Annotated in this window: 12 protein-coding genes; 7 read left to right on the top strand and 5 right to left on the bottom strand. The window is 57.3% G+C overall.

The window, feature by feature from the left end; all coding sequences use genetic code 11:
• Positions 1–90: 90 nt before the first annotated feature.
• The 4 genes from GOW40_RS06990 to GOW40_RS06975 form a co-directional block, all read right to left on the bottom strand.
• A complete protein-coding gene (locus tag GOW40_RS06990) occupies positions 91–2,904 on the bottom strand; it encodes a molybdopterin oxidoreductase family protein (protein WP_171132295.1) in 2,814 nt (937 codons plus the stop codon).
• A gap of 86 nt (positions 2,905–2,990) precedes the next feature.
• Positions 2,991–4,004 carry a phosphate acetyltransferase gene (gene pta / locus GOW40_RS06985; protein WP_171132297.1) on the bottom strand — a complete coding sequence of 338 codons (1,014 nt, stop codon included), beginning with the start codon at positions 4,002–4,004 and terminating at the stop codon, positions 2,991–2,993.
• Positions 4,005–4,008: 4 nt separating this feature from the next.
• The gene (gene xsc / locus GOW40_RS06980) at positions 4,009–5,787 is read right to left on the bottom strand and encodes a sulfoacetaldehyde acetyltransferase (RefSeq protein WP_171230915.1); all 1,779 of its coding nucleotides are present in this window, start codon (positions 5,785–5,787) and stop codon (positions 4,009–4,011) included.
• A 98-nt stretch (positions 5,788–5,885) separates the two neighbouring features.
• Positions 5,886–7,502: a GMC family oxidoreductase gene (locus GOW40_RS06975; RefSeq protein WP_171132904.1), complete on the bottom strand. Its 1,617-nt coding sequence runs from the start codon at positions 7,500–7,502 to the stop codon at positions 5,886–5,888.
• A gap of 126 nt (positions 7,503–7,628) precedes the next feature.
• Between GOW40_RS06975 and GOW40_RS06970 the strand changes: the two genes are divergently transcribed.
• The 5 genes from GOW40_RS06970 (at position 7,629) to GOW40_RS06950 (ending at position 12,855) form a co-directional block, all read left to right on the top strand.
• On the top strand, positions 7,629–8,867 hold the full coding sequence (locus tag GOW40_RS06970) for a TRAP transporter substrate-binding protein (RefSeq protein ID WP_171132903.1): 1,239 nt from the start codon (positions 7,629–7,631) through the stop codon (positions 8,865–8,867).
• Between the two features lie 68 nt (positions 8,868–8,935).
• Entirely contained in the window at positions 8,936–9,601 is a 666-nt protein-coding gene (locus GOW40_RS06965; RefSeq protein ID WP_171103860.1) for a TRAP transporter small permease, read from the top strand.
• Complete coding sequence (locus tag GOW40_RS06960; protein WP_171132902.1) at positions 9,601–10,959, top strand: TRAP transporter large permease; 1,359 nt, start codon at positions 9,601–9,603, stop codon at positions 10,957–10,959. Before GOW40_RS06965 ends, GOW40_RS06960 begins: the two co-directional genes overlap by 1 nt.
• A 147-nt stretch (positions 10,960–11,106) precedes the next feature.
• Entirely contained in the window at positions 11,107–11,880 is a 774-nt protein-coding gene (locus GOW40_RS06955; protein ID WP_171103856.1) for an IclR family transcriptional regulator, read from the top strand.
• A 195-nt stretch (positions 11,881–12,075) separates the two neighbouring features.
• Positions 12,076–12,855, top strand: coding sequence for an MOSC domain-containing protein (locus tag GOW40_RS06950; protein WP_171132901.1), 780 nt, complete (start codon positions 12,076–12,078; stop codon positions 12,853–12,855).
• 88 nt (positions 12,856–12,943) lie between these two features.
• Here GOW40_RS06950 and GOW40_RS06945 read toward each other — a convergent pair whose 3' ends face one another.
• Positions 12,944–13,849, bottom strand: coding sequence for a LysR family transcriptional regulator (locus tag GOW40_RS06945; RefSeq protein WP_171132900.1), 906 nt, complete (start codon positions 13,847–13,849; stop codon positions 12,944–12,946).
• Positions 13,850–13,987: 138 nt separating this feature from the next.
• Between GOW40_RS06945 and GOW40_RS06940 the strand changes: the two genes are divergently transcribed.
• The gene (locus tag GOW40_RS06940; RefSeq protein WP_171132899.1) at positions 13,988–14,464 is read left to right on the top strand and encodes a nuclear transport factor 2 family protein; all 477 of its coding nucleotides are present in this window, start codon (positions 13,988–13,990) and stop codon (positions 14,462–14,464) included.
• Positions 14,465–14,501: 37 nt separating this feature from the next.
• Positions 14,502–15,128 (top strand): glutathione S-transferase family protein, encoded by a 627-nt coding sequence (locus tag GOW40_RS06935; RefSeq protein ID WP_171132898.1) that lies wholly within the window; start codon positions 14,502–14,504, stop codon positions 15,126–15,128.
• Positions 15,129–15,193: the final 65 nt, after the last annotated feature.

Raw genomic sequence — 15,193 nt, 5'->3', positions numbered from 1 at the left:
AAGTCTCCGCTATGGTGAGCGGGGCCGGAGCGAGGGGCCAGGCCCTCGCGCTCCCCGAGGTTTTTTGAACAGGAGAAAGGCAGATCAGGGTCATTTGCCCACCTTCCAAGCCAGATCCTTGGGCCCAGTACCGACCGGGGACTTGATCGGGCCAAATTCGGGTTGGCTTTCCACATCCGCCGGAGCAGCAGCCTTTTCGATTTTGACCTTGAGGTCGAACCAGGCGGCCTGGCCGGTGATCGGGTCGGAATTGGCCCAGCGCATGCCATCGCCCTTGGACGGCAGAAGCTCGTGGATCAGATGGTTCAGCAGGAAGCCCTTGGTGGCCTCGGGCGCGTCTTCTTGCAGAGCCCAGGCGCCTTTGCGCTTGCCGATGGCGTTCCAGGTCCAGACTGTGTTGTCGTTCAGCGCCGCCATCTCCATGACCGGGACAGTGATTTCACCATGCGGTGAGGTCACTTTGGCCCAGTCGCCATCTTTCAACCCGTGTTCGCGCATCAGTTTGGTCGGCACATAAAGCGGGTTGCGTCCGTGCAGTTGCCGCAGCCAGGCGTTCTGGGTGCCCCAGCTGTGATACATCGCCATCGGGCGTTGGGTCAGCGCGTTGACCGTGAAGCCTTCGTTGCCCTGCTGGTCGGTTTCATACCAGATCGGCAGCGGGTCCATCTTGTCTTTGATCCGCTGGCGCAGATGTTCGGGGGGCTGGCGGTCGCCATGACCCTCGGCGGCCAGCTGGAATTTGCGCATCGGCTCAGAGTAAAGCTGGAACAGATAGGGCTGCGGGCTGTCATAGATGCCCATACCCACAGCCCAATCCTGATAGGCTGTGTTCCAGGGTTTGTAGTAATCCGCACCTTCAGGGATATGGGCCACGTAGAAGCCGCCATTTTCGATATAGCGGTCGAGTTGGTCGGGATTGACCTCGCCCCGGCCTTCCTTGTCGCCGTTTTCACCCCGGAACCCTGCCAGCGGGCCGATGCCCGCGCGGCGTTCATGGTTGACGATATAGTCGGCGTAATCTTTCCATTTCGGGTTGCCGTCTTCGTCGACAAAGCCGGGCAGGCTCATCCGGTTGGCCAGTTCGATCAGCACCGATTGGAACCCGCGCACGTCGCGGTCGGGTTCGATCACCGGCCAACGGATGGCGTCAGCAGCCGCGTCGGCTTCGCAGATCGGACGATCGAGCAGCGAGATGCAGTCATGCCGTTCGAGATAGGTGGTGTCAGGCAGGATCAGGTCGGCATAGGCGACCATTTCCGACGAATACGCATCCGAGTAGATGATGTTCGGGATTATATAATTACCGTCATCATCCTTGGCGGTCAGCATCTCCATCACGCCCTTGGTATTCATGGACGAGTTCCACGACATGTTCGCCATATACATGAACAGCGTGTCGATCTTGTAGGGATCACCAGCCGCCGCATTCGAGATCACCATATGCATCAGCCCGTGGGCAGACATCGGGTTTTCCCAGGTGAAGGCCTTGTCGATGCGAATTGGGTTGTTGTCGTCGTCCAGCAACAGATCATCGGGACCGCGTGGGAAGCCCAGATGCGGCCCGTTCAGCGGGCGGCCGGGACGGCGGTCTCCATGCGGGGTGGGGTGCGCTTCGACCGGTTTGGGATAGGGCGGTTTGAAGCGGAAGCCGCCGGGCACTTCGACCGAGCCCAACAGGATTTGCAACACATGCAGAGCGCGGCAGGTCTGGAATCCGTTGGCATGGGCCGACACGCCGCGCATCGAGTGGAAGCTGACAGGACGCCCGATCATCTTGCTGTGTTTTTCACCGCGGAAATCTGTCCATTCATGGTCCAGTTCGATGGCTTCGTCAAAGGCGACGCGAGCGATTTCGGCAGCGATGGCGCGGATGCGCTCGGCAGGGATGCCACAGCGCTCGGCCACAGCTTCGGGTGCGTGCTCGTCGCTGAGGTATTTCTCGGCCATCAGATGGAAAACTGGGCGGTGGGTGACACCGTCTTTGTCGTAGGTTGCCGACAGGTCGGGGCGCACACCGGGTTTGTCGAACGCGGTCGGTTCGCCGGTGGCGCGGTCGATCACCAGCGGTTTGCCGTCTGCATCGCGCAGGAACAGACCCTTTTCCGGCCCTTCTGCGGCATTCACCAGAACCGGAGCGTTGGTGTAGCGGCTGAGATAGTCGAGTTCGATCTTGCCCGCCTTCATCAGCACATGGATCAGAGACAGGATGAACAACCCGTCCGTGCCGGGCGTGATACCGACCCAGTCATCAGCCACAGCGTTATAGCCCGAGCGGATAGGGTTCACCCCGATCACCCGCGCACCACGCGCCTTGATTTTGCCGATGCCCATCTTGATCGGGTTGCTGTCGTGGTCTTCGGCCACGCCGAACAGCATGAACAGTTTGGTGTGGTCCCAATCAGGCTGACCAAACTCCCAAAACGCGCCGCCCATCGTATAGATGCCACCCGCGGCCATGTTGACCGAGCAGAAGCCACCATGGGCCGCATAGTTCGGGGTGCCGAAATTTTGCGCCCAGAAGCTGGTGAAGCTTTGGCTTTGGTCACGACCGGTGAAAAAGGCCAGCTTTTGCGGTGCGGTTTCGTGCAGTTCATGCATCCAGCCAACAGCGGTGCTGATGGCTTCGTCCCACTCGATCTCGCGGAACTCGCCCGATCCGCGAGGGCCGACCCGGCGCAGCGGTTTACGCAGGCGGGACGGGGCGTTGACCTGCATGATCCCGGCGCTGCCTTTGGCGCACAGCACACCTTTGTTGACCGGATGGTCCCGGTTGCCTTCGATATAGGCAACCTTTCCGTCTTTCATGTGGACGTTGATGCCACAGCGGCATGCGCACATGTAGCAGGTCGTCTTGCGAACCTCGTCGGAAACTTTGGGAGAGGTGTCAATTACTGGCTGGTTCATATGTGCCCCTGTCGCTTGTGACCCAATTATTCCCATAAATTGCGGAAAACCGGAATGCTTGTTGTCTGTTATTCTAAGGCTCTAGGCTAATTTCCTGAATTCAATTGCTGCGCCTGAACGATGGTCACCGCAATCATGTGCAGGACATCCTCGGCAGAGCAGCCTCGCGACAGATCGTTTGCAGGCTTGGCAAGCCCTTGCAGGACGGGCCCAATGGCCTCGGCCCCACCGATCCGTTGCGCGATCTTGTAGCCGAGGTTACCGGCATTCAGATTTGGGAAGACGAACACATTCGCCTGGCCGCTGACCGGCGAATCCGGTGCCTTTTTCGCGGCAACTTCGGGTACAAAGGCCGCGTCGAACTGCATTTCACCGTCAATCAGCAGCGATGGGTCCGCCGCGCGGGCGATTTTTGTCGCTTCGACGACCTTTTCCACCTCGGGATGTTTCGCGCTGCCCATGGTCGAGAAAGACAGCATCGCAACCCGGGCGGTATCGCCGGTCAAGGCCGTGTAGGAATGGGCCGAGGCGCGCGCGATTTCGGCCATTTCATTTGCGCTGGGATCCACGACCAGGCCACAATCAGCAAAGATATAAGCGCCTTTGACCGGGTGATGATCCTGGCAGAACAGCATCAGAAAGAATGACGACACCATTTTTGCACCCGGCGCGGTGCCGATGATCTGCAACGCCGTGCGCACTGTGTCAGATGTGGTTTCCACCGCACCACCAACGGTGCCATCCGCAACTCCATGCCGCACCAGAAGCGCGGCATAGACCAATCGGTTGGTGACTTGCTCCTGCGCCACCTCAAGGGTCATGCCCTTGTGTTTGCGCAGCTCAACCAGAAGCTCTGCAAGCTCGGACCGCAGCGGCGATGTAACTGGGTCGTGGATGGTGATCCGGTCTGAATCATATCCTTCATGGGTATCCAGCAGGGCCTTAACCTTGGCCTGATCGCCCACCAGAATGGTTTTGCCCAGCCCTTCTTTGGCGGCAAGAACGGCACCTTTGACAACGCGTGGATCATCGCCCTCGGAAAGAGCGATGATCTTGTCAGAAGTCGCAGCCGACCCCAGAATGGCGCGCAGAGCTTCCACGGGGCTATGCCCCGACCTGTGTGCGCATGTCGTCTTTGCTGATGCCTGCGACGGCGACGGGTTTTTTCATGGCGTCGCGGCGGAAGGGTTCGCCCAGTTCCTGGTTCAGCAGCACTTCGATGAAGGTGGTTTTGCCCTCTTCCATCTGGCGCTTGACCGCCTTGTTCAGCTCGTCGGTCAGTTCCGCCATCGACGACACCGCGATGCCTTCGACGCCGCAGGCGCGGGCGATGCCGGCATAGCTGACCTCGGTCGACAGTTCGGTGCCCACGAAGTTGTCGTCAAACCACAGCGTCGTGTTGCGCTTTTCCGCGCCCCACTGATAGTTGCGGAAGATCACCATGGTGATCGCGGGCCAGTCGTCGCGGTTGACCGAGACCATCTCGTTCATCGAGATGCCAAAGGCGCCGTCACCGGCAAATCCCACAACCGGCGTGTCCGGGCAGGCCACTTTCGCCCCGCAGATCGCCGGGAAGCCATAGCCACAGGGGCCAAACAGGCCCGGCGCCAGGTATTTGCGGCCTTCTTCGAAAGAAGGATAGGCGTTACCGATGGCGCAGTTGTTGCCGATATCGGACGAGATGATCGCCTCTTTCGGCAGCGCCGCCTGAATCGCCCGCCACGCCATGCGCGGAGACATCTTTTCCGGCTCGCGGCCCCGGGCACGCTCGTTCCAGGTGGTGCCCGGATCGTCATCCTCGTGATCCATCGAGGTCAGTTCCTGCGCCCAGGCCGATTTGGTCTTGGCGATGGTGTCCTTGCGCTCGGTCCGGCCCGCGTCGCCAGCACCGTCAGCCAGCTGTGCCAGGATGCCCTGCGCCACTTTCTTGGCGTCGCCCACGATGCCCACGCTGACCGGCTTGGTCAGGCCGATGCGGTCGGGGTTGATGTCCACCTGGATGATCTTGGCATCCTTGGGCCAGTAATCGATCCCGTAACCCGGCAGGGTCGAGAACGGGTTCAGACGGGTGCCAAGCGCCAGAACGACATCGGCTTTCGAGATCAGCTCCATCCCCGCTTTCGAGCCGTTATAACCCAGCGGACCGGCAAACAGAGGGTGCGAGCCGGGGAAGGCGTCATTGTGCTGATAGCCCACGCAGACCGGGGCATCCAGACGTTCGGCCAGCGCCATCGAGTCGCCAATCGCATCGCCCAGAACCACGCCCGCGCCGTTCAGGATGACGGGGAATTTCGCCTCGGACAGCAGCTTGGCCGCCTCGGCCACAGCCTGTTCACCGCCCGAGGGGCGTTCAAACTCGACAACCGCGGGCAGCTCGATATCGATCACCTGGGTCCAGTAGTCGCGCGGGATGTTGATCTGGGCCGGCGCGCTGGCGCGTTTGGCCTGCAGGATCACCCGGTTCAGAACTTCGGCCATGCGCGAGGGATCGCGGACCTCTTCCTGATAGGCGACCATGTCTTCCAGCAGAGCCATCTGCTCGACCTCCTGGAAACCGCCCTGACCCATGGTCTTGTTGGCCGCCTGCGGGGTGACGATCAACAAAGGCGTGTGGTTCCAATAGGCGGTCTTGATCGGGGTGACCAGCGAGGTGATGCCGGGGCCGTTCTGCGCCACCATCATCGACATCCGACCCGATGCGCGGGTAAACCCATCCGCCATCATCCCCGCATTACATTCATGCGCACAGTCAAAAAACTTGATCCCAGCCGCAGGAAACAAATCCGAGATCGGCATCATCGCGGAACCAATAATCCCGAAGGCATTGTCAATCCCGTGCATCTGCAAAACCTTCACAAACGCTTCTTCTGTGGTCATCTTCATGGCTACTGTCCTTTCAATATCCAAGAGCGGTCGCATAACGCTCGGAGGGAGTTCGCGGGGCCTTACTGCCCCTGAGGTCGTTGGGTAATCTAAAGGGTTCAGGAAGCCCGCGCGCGGTCTTCCAGGATCATATCGCTGGCCTTTTCGCCAATCATGATGGCGGGGGCGTTGGTATTGCCGCTGACAATCTCGGGCATGATCGAGCAATCGGCCACGCGCAGGCCGCGAATGCCATGCACACGCAGACGGCTGTCGACCACCGTGTTCTCACCCTCACCCATCTTGCAGGTTCCGGTCGGGTGATAGATCGATGAGGAATAGTTCCGCGCCCAATCCAGTGTGCCCTCGTAATCGTCCATATCCAGATCTTTGGTTGGACGGAATTCTTCCGAGATCTTCGAGGCCAACGGATCGCAGCGGGCGATCTTACGCGCGATCTTCACCCCTTCGACCACAGTGCGGCAATCCAGCTCTGTCGACAGGTAGTTGGGGTGGATTTTCACATGTTTGCGCGGGTCGCTTCCATCCAGTCGCAATTCGCCACGGCTTTCGGGGCGCAGCTGGCAGACCGACATGGTAAAGGCCGAGAACGGGTGAACCCCTTCGCCCGGGCTGTCGGCCGACCAGGGTTGAACGTGGAACTGAATATCGGGCGTATCCACATGCGGGCCGGTCTTCATGAAACCCACCGCAAGGCTGGCGGCCATGGTCATCGGGCCCGCACGGAACATGGCGTATTTCGCGGCGATCTTGGCCTGATTGAACAGGCTGCGTACTTCGTCGTTCAGCGTGGGTTCGTTACATTTGAATACAAGACGGGCCTGCAGGTGATCCTGCATATTCTTTCCGACCGCGGGCATGTCGGCCACTACGTCAATGCCGTTTTCCTTGAGGTGCTCGGCTTCGCCAATACCCGACAGCATCAGGATATGCGGCGATCCAAGTGCGCCCGAAGACAAGATGACCTCGCGATTGCTGGTCACTGTATGCTCGTGCCCTGCCTTATCCAGATAGGTCACACCGGTCGCGCGTCCGTCGGCCACGTTCACGCGTTTGACCTGCGCATTGGTGATGATGTTGAGGTTCGGACGCTTGCGTGCCGGGTTCAGGAAAGCCACGGCAGAGCTGCACCGGCGGCCATTGCGCGTGGTCAGCTGGAAATAGCCCACACCTTCCTGCGCCTTGCCATTATAGTCGGGGTTGAACGGATAGCCTGCCGTCTGCGCGGCGGCGACCCAGGCGTCACAGATCGGGCGTTGCAGGCGCATGTTCGATACCGACAACTCACCCTCGGTGCCGTGGAACTCGTCCGCGCCACGCTCCTGCTGTTCCGAACGCTTGAACAGGGGCAGAACGTCATCCCAGCCCCAGCCTTCATTGCCCATCTGACGCCAGCGGTCATAGTCCTCGGCCTGTCCGCGCACATAGAGAAGACCGTTTAGCGAAGACGAGCCACCAAGCACCTTGCCGCGCGGCCAATCGATGGACCGGCCATTCAATCCCGGATCGGGTTCCGTGCGATAGCACCAATCCACGGTCGGATTGTGCATGGTTTTGAAATAGCCCACTGGGACGTGGATCCAGGGGTTCCAGTCACGCGGACCGGCCTCGATCAAGACAACCTTGTTCGCCGGGTCTTTGCTGAGGCGATTCGCCAAAACACAGCCAGCCGAGCCCCCACCGACGACAATGTAATCAGCTTGATTTGACTGCATCTTTTGTTCCTCCCTTGGATTTTGACTTGATCCAGAACAACTTTCGCTTGCCTCATTGGGAATAACTGACTAAAAATGATACTGCAAGTCTCATAAATTTCATTTTCTGCGCAGGAGGAGGTGCACATGAAAGTTTCGGAGAACCTAAAAGGGATATCGCGTCGCGACTTTTTTAGGGTTGCAGGTCGATATGGAATGAGCTCGACGCTGCTGGCTGCGGGTGGATTTGGCGGCGCGATGAGCCTGGCAAATCTGGCGCAAGCAGCTGAATCAACTTACGAAAAACGCTTTTCGAAAGAGCCGAAGTTCACACTGAAGTTCGGTGCCTCGGGTTTCAACACGCGCAACCTGTTGATCGAACGCGCGGGCGCGATCGAATTTGCCCGTGACTTGGAAGAACGCACCGACGGTGAGATTCGGATCGAGTTCATCGGTGACAACCAGATCTGCGGTCAGTTGAGCTGCGTCGAAAAGACTCAGCAGGGGATTGTCGATATCTATGCTGCCTCGACCCAAAACTCGGCCGGTGGCGCGCCTTATCTGAACGTTCTGGACTATGCCTATATGTTCCCGAGCCGCGCGGCGCAGTATTACTTCTTCTATCACCCGGCGAGCCAGCGCATCCTGCGTGAGCCGCTTGAAAAGCGTCACGGACTGAAGTTTCTGTTCACACATTGTGAACTGCGCGGCCTGCAGATGGGCTCGAACTTTGCGGACAAGCCCACCGTGACCAAGCTGGAAGATCTGTTCGGCACCAAGAACCGCGTCACAGGAACTCAGCTGGGCCGGATCGCGATGCAGCTGCTCAACCTGAACCCGGTTCCGGTGGCCTGGGAAGAAACCCTGGACGCTCTGAAAACCGGCTTGATCGACGGTGCGGAAACATGGGCATCTGCGGTGGCCTATGCCAACATGGCGCCTGTGGTCTCGCAGTCTGTGGACCTCAAGTTCTTCTGCGGCACCGAGCATACATCGATGTCGGCAGAAGTCTTCGACAGCCTGGGCGGTGAACTTCAAGACGCCGTCATGGAGTCCTCGTACTTCACGCAGGCCCTGATCCAAGGTGCAAACGAAGCGGCGCTTCTGAACACCGTTGGGTTCTCGGATCCGCAACTGCCCAACACGATCTTCGCCGAAAACGGCGTACGCCCGGCCTTCCTGCCGGATGACCAGATCAAGCTGGCTGAAGAAATGTGTGCCCCCAACTACAACCCAGAGCCTTGGGCGCAGTGGCGCGAGCGGCTGAACAACTGGGCCGGTGGCATCGACACCTATCAAGAGATCTACGACATCGCGCGTGAGATCCCGGCAGACATGCTGCCAGAAAACGTCGAACCCCGCCGCTGGTGGAAAGGCGAAGCCTAATCTAAACTCAATACGAACCGGCCCAAACGGGCCGGTTCCATTAAACACCGACTGGGAGGACGGGGTTCATGTCTTTTTGGGCAGACGTCGGCGCTATCTTCAGCGCGCTACTCACCTTCGATTCATTCGAAATTCAATCCGCACTGGAATCCAACGCGACATGGGTCGTTGGTGCAGTGGTATCGGCAATAGGTGGGTACCTCATCATGCTGATCTACCGCAAAGTTCCTTTTGTAGAACGCCACTTCGAGCGTTCGGTTATGGTTTATTCGTATCTCGCCATCGCCCTGATCATCTTTTGGGGTGTGATCGATCGTTTTGTGTTCAATGATCAAGAGCCATGGTCAACGACCATTCCTCCTCTGCTCTTCATGGTTATGGCCTGGTTTGGCGCATCCTATAATGTCCGGCTGCGCACCCATCTGAGCTTTAGCGAATTTCGCAGCGCCATGCCGCGCGCAGGTCAGTTGGCCTGCCTGATACTGGACGCTGTTCTTTGGTATGTTTTTGCGGTCATCGTGATCGTAACAACCATCCGTCTGGTTGCCTTGTCCGCGTCGAACTTTCAGATCGTTCTTGGAACGGACAACATCATGCAATGGTGGTTCCTGCTGGCCGCGCCGTTGTCGTTTTTCCTAATGGTTGGACGCGTGTTCCAAAACCTCGCCGACGACCTGAGAAACTGGAAAACCGGTGAGCCATTGATCAAACAAGCAATGATTGGGGCAGACTAATGGCTGACGGAACCTGGGTTACACTAATTTCGCTGGGCGTTACGTTCCTGTTTATGCTGGGCGTCCCCGTTTTGCTGGTTATCGGTTATTGGGTTATCGGCTGTTCCTTTGTTCTGGGTCTGACCCTGGATAATATGGGCGCCGAGCTGCTGAACGTCTTCAACAAGGGTTTTGCCCTTCTGGCGATGCCGCTCTTCATCCTGACCGGTGACCTGATCAACAAATCGGGCATCGCGCGCAGGCTCAGTGACTTTGCCTATGCCTGTCTGGGCTGGATACGCGGCGGGCTTGCCATGGCGTCGCTAGGCGCCTGTGGTCTGTTTGCCGCGATCTCGGGCTCCAACTCGGCCACCACAGCCACAATCGGCTCGATGCTGCACCCCGAAATGGTCAAGGGCGGCTATGATGAGCGTTTCAGTGCCGCAACCGCTGCTGCGGGTGGTACGGTCGGGATCATCATTCCTCCGTCGATCATCTTCATCGTCTACGGCTTTTTGATGAACCTGCCGATCTCTGAGCTGTTCGTTGCAGGGATCATCCCTGGTGCGTTGATGGTTTTTGGTATGCAATTTGCCTGCTGGATCATCTGCCGCATGAACGGATGGGGCTATCTGATCCCGCTGCAGCTGAATCGGGTACTCAAGACCGCTTTTGGCGCATGGCTGGGCTTTTTCGCGATCGGTCTTGTGCTTTGGGGCATCTATACCGGTAAGTTTTCGCCGACCGAGGCTGCGGGTGTAACCGTTGGCTTCTGTGTCATCGCTGGGCTCGTCAGCTATCCGATCAACAAAATCATGGGTGCGCGCGACGATATCCCACCAACCGAAAAGAGCTTTGCCGAGATGCTGGTTGTCGAAGGCTTCACCATCCCCGAGATCCCCTCGGTCGTGATCCGCTCCGCTCAGATCACCGGCATTCTGGCCCCGTTGATCGCGATTTCGGTGGTGATGCAGCAAATCCTGTCGCTTCTGGGCGCGCAGGAAACCATCGGGAACTTTGTGACCTCGATGGGTGGCTATCACGCGGTACTGTTCACCTCGATGGTCATCGTCTTCTTCTCGGGCATGGTTCTGGAAAGCTTGCCGGTCACGATCATCCTGGCACCGATCCTGGCACCCATTGCGGCGTCGGTTGGCATTGATCCGATCCACTTCTCGGTGATCTTCCTGGTGGGCGCTTCAATCGGGTTCATCACACCGCCATACGGGCTCAACCTCTATGTGGCATCGGGTGTGACGGGCGTGCCCTACTTCCGATTGCTGCGCTATACGGTTCCCTATCTGGCAGCACTGCTGTCGGTGTGGATCCTGATCTCGCTGGTCCCGCAGCTAGCCTTAGCGCTGCTGCCCGGCAACTAAACCGCAGGTGGGCGGATTGTGTGTAAGCAAACACAATCCGCCCCCTTACACGTAAAGGAATTGGTCAAGGTAAGTTAAAGCCCCTCGACAACTCTGGCTCGGTCTGGATAGATCGACCCGGAACCGAACCGGAGGCAGACAAGGACTATGGCAAAAGACGAAGAGAAGAAGGAAGGCATTCCAACAAACTTGCGTCTTCTGCTTGTTCTTGAGGCCATGGCAAAGGCCGGGGTTCCGCTAACTCCGACGGAAGTCAACCAAGACATCGGCCTACCCAAACCAACAATTCACCGTTTGTTTCATACGCTGGAAAGCGAAGGTTTCATCCAACGTGAGATCGACGGTCGAGCCTACTCGCCCGGTCAACGCTTGCGCAGGATGTCGACGGGTATCTTATCGTCGCTGCGCATTCGAACCGCCCGTGTCGCTGTGCTGACAATGTTGGCCGAAGAAATTGGCGAGACCTGCAACATCGCCATCCCTGACCGGGACGAGATGATCTATCTTGACCGGATCGAAACCAAATGGCCGCTGCGCATTCAGCTGCCTGTCGGAACACGCGTACCCTTTTATTGTACCGCTTCAGGCAAGATGTATCTCAGCACGCTCGATCAGCGCCATCTGCGCAGCTATGTCGCAACCACCCCACTTGAGCCGCGCACGCAAGCCACATTTTCGGATTCACAAGCGTTGCTGGAAGATATCGAACGTATCCGGAAAAACGGTTACGCAACCGACAACGGTGAGTTCATGGAAGACATGATCGCGGTTGCTGTGCCTATCTTGGATCACCATGGGCGCTTGGTTTCCACACTTTCCTTTCATGCCCCCGAACAAAGATTGTCGATGAAAGAAGCTGTCACACATGTCGAAAAACTCATGTCTGCTGCCAAACAGCTCTCTGCTCTGCTGACGGTTTGAAGGCACAGATTGCGATCCGAAAACGTTTTTTTCCAAAACAAAGCAGCACAGACCAGGTAACCAAGCCGTTACAATCGCCAAGTATTCGTTTCATTTGCAACGAAATGAGTGTACGAAGCCCTCATTCAAATCCACAAGATTGCGCAGGCCTCAGTGTCTGCCGGTTCCCGAACCGCACGCAAGGTAGGACAACAGATGACCGATATCACCATCACACGCATTAACCGCTTCCCGATCAAAGGGCTCAGCGCAGAACGGCTTGAGTCTGTTCAACTTACCGCAGGAGACGGCATTCCCGGTGACCGTCTGTATGGGTTTGCACGCCATAACTCGGGTTTTGACCCACAAAACCCCAAGCCGTTGCCAAAAGATCGTTTCGTTGTCCTGCTGAAGGAAGCCGCATTGGCCGGTCTTGATACGCAGTTCAACTCGAACACTCAGCAGTTGGAAATCAATTCTGGTCAGAAAATTTCGTCTTTCGATATGCAGACTCAGGACGGTCGCATCGCGGCGGCGACGTTTCTTTTTGACGAACTGCAACTCAGCGACCCCGAGCCGCCTGTTTTCGTGTCCTCTGCCCCTCATCGCTTTACCGACGTTTCGGTTGTATCGCCTGTGATGATGAACGCAATTTCAGTCGTTAACATCGCATCGGTCAAAGAACTGGGCAAACGCCTGGGAACAGAGCTGAACCCAGCCCGTTTTCGCGCGAATATCGAAATCGACGGCCTGGACCCGTTTGAAGAACTAGAAGCAGTCGGTGCGTCCTTCAAATTCGGCGACGCGACCTTGCGACTGATTTCGCGCACAAAACGATGCGCTGCAACCGAAGTGAACCCCGAAACCGCAGAGCGTGATCTTAAACTTCCATATCTTTTGCGCAAAGAACTTGGGCATATGGACATGGGTGTTTACGTCGAAGTGGTTTCGGGCGGAACCATCCATCAGGGTGACACGGGGCAGTTGGTGCGCTGAAAGCGCGACAACATCAGTGTTCCGCTTGATCGTTGCATTCAACTGCCCACAAAGCAGCGAACGGCCGATATGTTTCGATGATGACGCTCTATAGGTTACGGTTCAGGGCAGCCTCGGACCTGAGCCGTTCTTTTGCAAAATCAATAAAGGTTCGGACTTTCGCAGCAGCGCGGCGTCCTTCGATATGAACAAGATGTATCGGAAGAGGATCGGGCTCGAAATCTTCGAGCACCGTCTTTAGCTGCCCGCACTCAAGTTCGGGACCGACTTGGTAGGACAAAAGGCGGCTGAGCCCCCAACCGCGCTTAATGACCGAGATACTGCCAGCGACACTGCTTACGACCAGTCTTGGATGCAAGCGCACGGAGTGCTGCATTTCTGTCCCAAAGCGCCAATCAGTTACAGGGCTCACCGGAGAAGCTGACACAACCTGATGCTCACGTAGGTCTTCGGGCGTTTGCGGCACGCCACATCTGTCGAAATACGACGGAGCACCGCAGACAACGCGCCTGACTTGCCCGACACGAACAGCCGACAAACCAGACGATGGCAATTGCCCAAGCCGAACAGCGATGTCGAACCCTTCTTCGACCATGTTGACGATGCGATCTACCATCAGAACTTCGACCGAAACATCAGGGTAAGTATCTAGAAAATCGGTCAGAATAGGTGTGACATAGATCCGTCCAAACTCGTTTGAACAAGTAATGCGCAAAAGGCCCAAAGGATTTGAGGCCGCACCCGACGCCGCATCATCCGCTGCTTGCAACTGGGCCAAAACATGTCGAGCGTCTTCCAAGTAGGCCTTGCCAATATCCGTCAATCGCACCCGACGTGTCGTGCGCGTGAACAGGCGCACACCCAAACGTTCTTCCAAAGCGTTTACACCACGGGTCGTCGATGGTGCGCTTAGGCCTACGACACGCGCACCACCCGCAAAGCTTTCTGCTTCGGCAACAGCTACAAAAACCTCAAGAGACCGTATTCGATCCATAATCCACTAAACCCTCTTATTATTATCGTTTTACAAAATAATATATTTCCTTGGAAGGCTATTACGTCGTTTCATAGTTTTAACTATTTCTCTGGGCAGATGATGAAAGCCGAAACAGCACTTTTCGAAGGACTTGAAATGACCCGTGAACCCCCTCGTCACCCATTACCTCCTTTCACCGCCGAAACCGCGCGCGAGAAAGTAAGACTGGCTGAAGACGGCTGGAACGGCCGCGATCCCGCAAAGGTCGCGCTCGCCTATACGCCGGATACCAAATGGCGCAACCGGGCGGAGTTTCCTCAGGGCCGCGAAGAGGTCGAGGCCTTCCTGACACGAAAGTGGAACAAGGAACTGGACTATCGCCTGATCAAAGAGCTTTGGGCACATTCCGACAACCGGATCGCTGTCAGATATGCCTACGAATACCACGACGACAGCGGCAACTGGTTCCGTGCCTACGGTAATGAAAACTGGGAGTTCGACAAAGACGGATATATGGCCCACCGCCACGCTTCCATCAACGAACTGCCGATCAAAGAGCAAGAGAGAAAGTTCTTTTGGCCGCTGGGCCGCCGCCCTGACGACCACCCGGGCCTGAGCGATCTCGGACTTTAGTCGCCGGCAAACGGCAATAAACTGAAAAGGAAGTGAAATGACTTCTCCCATCAAACTTTACCGCAACCCAAAATCTGGCCACTGCCACCGTGTGGAACTTATGCTGGCCCTGCTGGGACTTTCCTATGAGACAATCGATCTCGACATGGCCAACGGAGCCCACAAAGCGCCGGACTATCTGAGAATCAGCCCGTTTGGATTGGTGCCCGCGATTGATGACAACGGCCACACCATAGCCGATAGCAACGCGATCCTTGTCTACCTGGTGCAAACCTATGCCGCTGGGTCTGACTGGATGCCCACAGACGCAAAAGAAGCAGCCGAGGTTCAACGCTGGCTGACCATCGCGGCGGACAACATCTATTCAGGCCCTTGCGCTGCCCGACTGGTCAAGGTCTTTGGCGTACCGCTTGATCATGATGCCTCGGTCGCCAAATCGCACGACCTGTTCAAGATCATGGACGCGCATCTGGACGGCCGCGACTGGTTGGCAACTGACACAATCACAATCGCGGATGTGGCAGCCTATAGCTATATCGCCCATGCACCAGAGGGCGGTGTCGATTTGGCTCCCTACCCAAATATTCGCGCCTGGCTGAACCGGGTGGAAAGCCAAGACAAATTCGTCCCGATGGCTGCGTCACCGATCCCGGAACTGGCCTAAGCACGATGGGCGTCGGCCAATCTCTCCACCCGACGCCCAACACCCTCTTAACCCTGAAAGGTCCG

The organism is Ruegeria sp. HKCCA6707 (assembly GCF_013033515.1).
In the GTDB taxonomy this organism is placed as follows: Bacteria; Pseudomonadota; Alphaproteobacteria; order Rhodobacterales; family Rhodobacteraceae; genus Ruegeria.
The sequence above is the reverse complement of the archived record's forward strand: the minus strand, read 5'-3'. Positions and strand labels throughout refer to the sequence as shown.